This window comes from Bradyrhizobium sp. SZCCHNGR1005 (genome assembly GCF_032489995.1).
Classification (GTDB): Bacteria; Pseudomonadota; Alphaproteobacteria; order Rhizobiales; family Xanthobacteraceae; genus Bradyrhizobium.
Genome location: NZ_JAUEZC010000023.1, coordinates 1 through 3,125, shown reverse-complemented (window position 1 = coordinate 3,125; position 3,125 = coordinate 1). Strand labels below are relative to the sequence as shown.

General features: G+C 60.8%; 2 protein-coding genes and 1 pseudogene. 1 reads left to right on the top strand and 2 read right to left on the bottom strand.

The window, feature by feature from the left end; genetic code table 11:
• Positions 1-239 (bottom strand): annotated as a pseudogene (locus QXZ85_RS33670) (CoA transferase); the annotation flags it as partial.
• A 220-nt stretch (positions 240-459) separates the two neighbouring features.
• On the opposite strand from QXZ85_RS33670, the gene QXZ85_RS33665 reads away from it, so the two are divergent.
• A complete protein-coding gene (locus tag QXZ85_RS33665; protein ID WP_316175685.1) occupies positions 460-1,566 on the top strand; it encodes a tetratricopeptide repeat protein in 1,107 nt (368 codons plus the stop codon).
• Positions 1,567-1,976: 410 nt separating this feature from the next.
• Here the strand turns inward: QXZ85_RS33665 and QXZ85_RS33660 are convergent, their stop codons facing one another.
• Complete coding sequence (locus QXZ85_RS33660; RefSeq protein WP_315766531.1) at positions 1,977-2,582, bottom strand: hypothetical protein; 606 nt, start codon at positions 2,580-2,582, stop codon at positions 1,977-1,979.
• Between the last annotated feature and the right edge of the window lie 543 nt (positions 2,583-3,125).

Sequence of the window (3,125 nt, the reverse complement as noted above, 5' to 3'; positions counted from 1 at the left end):
TCCTTGCGCGGGGGAGCCAGCGCGCCGGAATCGTGGATTTCGGCGACCTGGTGATCCCCGAAGCCGAGCACCTCGCGCAGGATCTCGTCGGTGTGCTCGCCGAGCAACGGCGACCGCTTCACATCCGCCGGGCTGTCTGACAGCTTGATCGGGTTGCCGACCGACAGGTACTTGCCGCGGGTCGGGTGATCCACCTCGACCACGGTTCCGGTGGCGCGCAGCGACTCGTCCTCGGCGACGTGGTCGCTGCAGATGCCGGCTTCGGCTTGGAAGCCGCGTTCGCGACCGGGGTATCGCAGGTCTGAATGGGCGACATAACCGAGAGTGGCAGGCGGCAAACACTCTATCCCAGGCGATCGGCTAGTGTCCGCGCCACAGGCACCGTCCAGACGCGAGCGTCGTCAGTGCGCACCGGATATGTTGCCCACGATCGGCCCCTTACAAGACGGAGCGTGCGCCATGCGGTTGCTGTTGCTGGTGGTTTTCCTTGCCGCGGCGTCGCCGGTGCTCGGCAGGTGGGTGGGCGTGGAAGAGGAGCGGATCCCGGTCGCGAGGCTTATCGAAAACCTGGAGAAGATCGCCAAGGACGATCCTACCAGCGTCGAGGCGTTGCTGAACCTTGGTCGTGCGCATGGCATGGCTTACGCCCAGAAGTCCGACCCGTTGACGGTACCGAAGGCCTACCATGGCATTCAGCCGCCTGCCGTTCCTTTCGGTACAGTGACGACTGCCGCCGATCTTACTTTGAGTACCGCCTCCCAGGCGCACCTGGAAGCCGCGTTGAAAGCGTACAAGCAGGCATTGGAGTTGGACAAGGATAACCTTGTCATCCGGCTCGGCCTCGCCTGGCTGACCGAGCAGGCCGGCAGGAAAGACGATGCGGTGAAGCAATATCGAACGATCGCAACCGACGCCTGGGAGAAGGAAAAGAACCTGACGAGCGTTGGGCTCGGCGGGTGGACGCTGACCGGAGAAGTCGCCTCTTACCTTGTCCCACTTCTCGACGCCGAGAAGGATAAGCGCGAGATCGAGACGCTGAAGGACCGCGCCGCCACCTTGGGAAAGCTGCCGTACCCGGTCACTCCCATCGCAGTGCCGCTGGCCGATGGACTCACTATCACCGATCTCGAAGCACCCGAGGCGCGGGTGACGTTCGACGTGGACGGCAGCGGGTTGGGTCGCGAATGGAGCTGGATTACCCCCAAGGCTGCCTGGCTGGTGAGCGACCCGAAGCTCGATGGCAAAATCAACAGCGGCCGGCAATTGTTCGGCAACGTGACGTTCTGGATGTTTTGGAACAACGGATACGCGCCAATGGCCGCGCTCGATGACGACCGCGACGGCATTTTGACCGGCAACGAACTGGCCGGCCTCGCCCTATGGCGCGATGCCAACGGCAATGGCGTAGCTGGGGCCGGAGAGGTCGAGCCGGTTTCGGCTTATGGTATCGTCGCTATATCGTACAAATGGCAGACGCTGAACAACAACACGGACAACGTCGCCTTCAGCCCGAACGGCGTGGTGTTCCAGGACGGAAAGACGCGCCCAGCTTCGACCTGGTCTTGAAGGCGCAGCTTGGCCTCCAATCCCCGCTTCGTGCGGCAAATGCATCGGGCAACAGCCCCTAAATCGCTTAAGAGACGGGTTGTGGTCCATTTGACGCGCAGCGGTTTTCTGAGTCTGTGACTCAACTCCCGTTCTCGGTCACGCAAACAGTCGGATCGCCAACGACCGCGCCAAGTCCGTTACGTTCATTCTTGCAGATATTCTCGAGATAGGTGCGATCGACGGCCGTAGGCAGAGACCAAGGTCTCATCGATGTGCGGGCGGGAGAGATAAATCCTCCGAATGTGAGAATCAAAAAGCCGCCGGGCGATGCCGGCGGCTTGATAAGTCGATGCGGCACGCGCCGCACCCGTCCGCGCTAGCTCATTTAGTCGCGCCGCGGCAGATCCAATCGTCCCGTCAGCCCTGTCTTACTCCCGGAGAAACGCGGGCAGCCTGTCGTCGAGGGTTTCCGCCAGAACAGCGCGCGCGCCATTCCGTAAGGCCGTGCTGTTGACTGCTTCCACCGCGGACGACGGGAACAACGTGCTGTCAATCTCGCGATCGAAATCTTTCCTCGGCACAAAGGCGGCCGTCAGCCTCGATTCGATCGTTGCATAGGGATTTTTGCGAATGGCAAAGTTTTCTCCGTCAAAAACCGTCACGAGAAGATCAGCGAATAGGTACGCCTTCTTGAAAAGACTGGTCTGATAGACTCCAACTCCGCTGAGGGGCTGATTGGTTCTAGAGTACGCTCCGGGAAACGCCGTGACGACGACGTAACGCTTGCACCTGGTGCTACCCGCGATACGTCGAACAATGGCTGTCAGTTGGCTCCTGGGGGTCTGAAAAGGTTCAGATGGAGGATCACAGAAGGGATCGAAAACGTTCTTGGGGTAGGCGAGGCGCAGCACGGTAACGCCAGCGCCGGCTGCGACGCGAACCCGTGCGACGATGAGATCATCGAGGCCCCAGCTCTCGATCGGTGCTACAGCAGTTTCGCTACTAAATGCGGTTAGCCCAATCTTCTTCACCATGAAGCGATCGGCGGCGGCAATTACCCCGAGGCATCGCCTGTTGGCCTCCGGTGGGGGCGCAACCGTAGCTGCCACGGTGTTCAGCGCGGGTGTTATGGTGGAGGGTCTGGCCGTCGATGTCGGGGCTTGGGCCAATGCAACCGAGGCAAAACAACTTAGTACGAACACGACGGCGGAACACCGAATCATCTCGAACTCCCGGAACGACATGCATGCCTGACTTTTTCCAGCGCACCGCAGGATGAAATCGAGACTTAAGCCAAAGTGTGCGCTCGCACCACCAATCAGTCAGGAGGATTGAAGAGATCGAACAGCGGCCAATAGAGCCCTATTCGGCGGGCGACGTGCGGCGCGAGAAATAAACGTGGGAACGTGAGAATGGAAAAAGCCGCCGGAGGATGCCGGCGGCTTGATGTCGAGGGATGCATATTCGGCAATCGCGCCGCGCCTGTCTTCTCTGGCGCTTGCTTACTCCGCGGCTTCCTTGCGCGGGGGAGCCAGCGCGCCGGAATCGTGGATTTCGGCGACCTGGTGATCCCCGAA

Bases quoted from the DNA above. Each gene is read 5' to 3' on its own strand.
- QXZ85_RS33660 (WP_315766531.1), bottom strand. From the start codon at position 2,582: ATGGTGAAGAAGATTGGGCTAACCGCATTTAGTAGCGAAACTGCTGTA.
- QXZ85_RS33665 (WP_316175685.1), top strand. From the start codon at position 460: ATGCGGTTGCTGTTGCTGGTGGTTTTCCTTGCCGCGGCGTCGCCGGTG.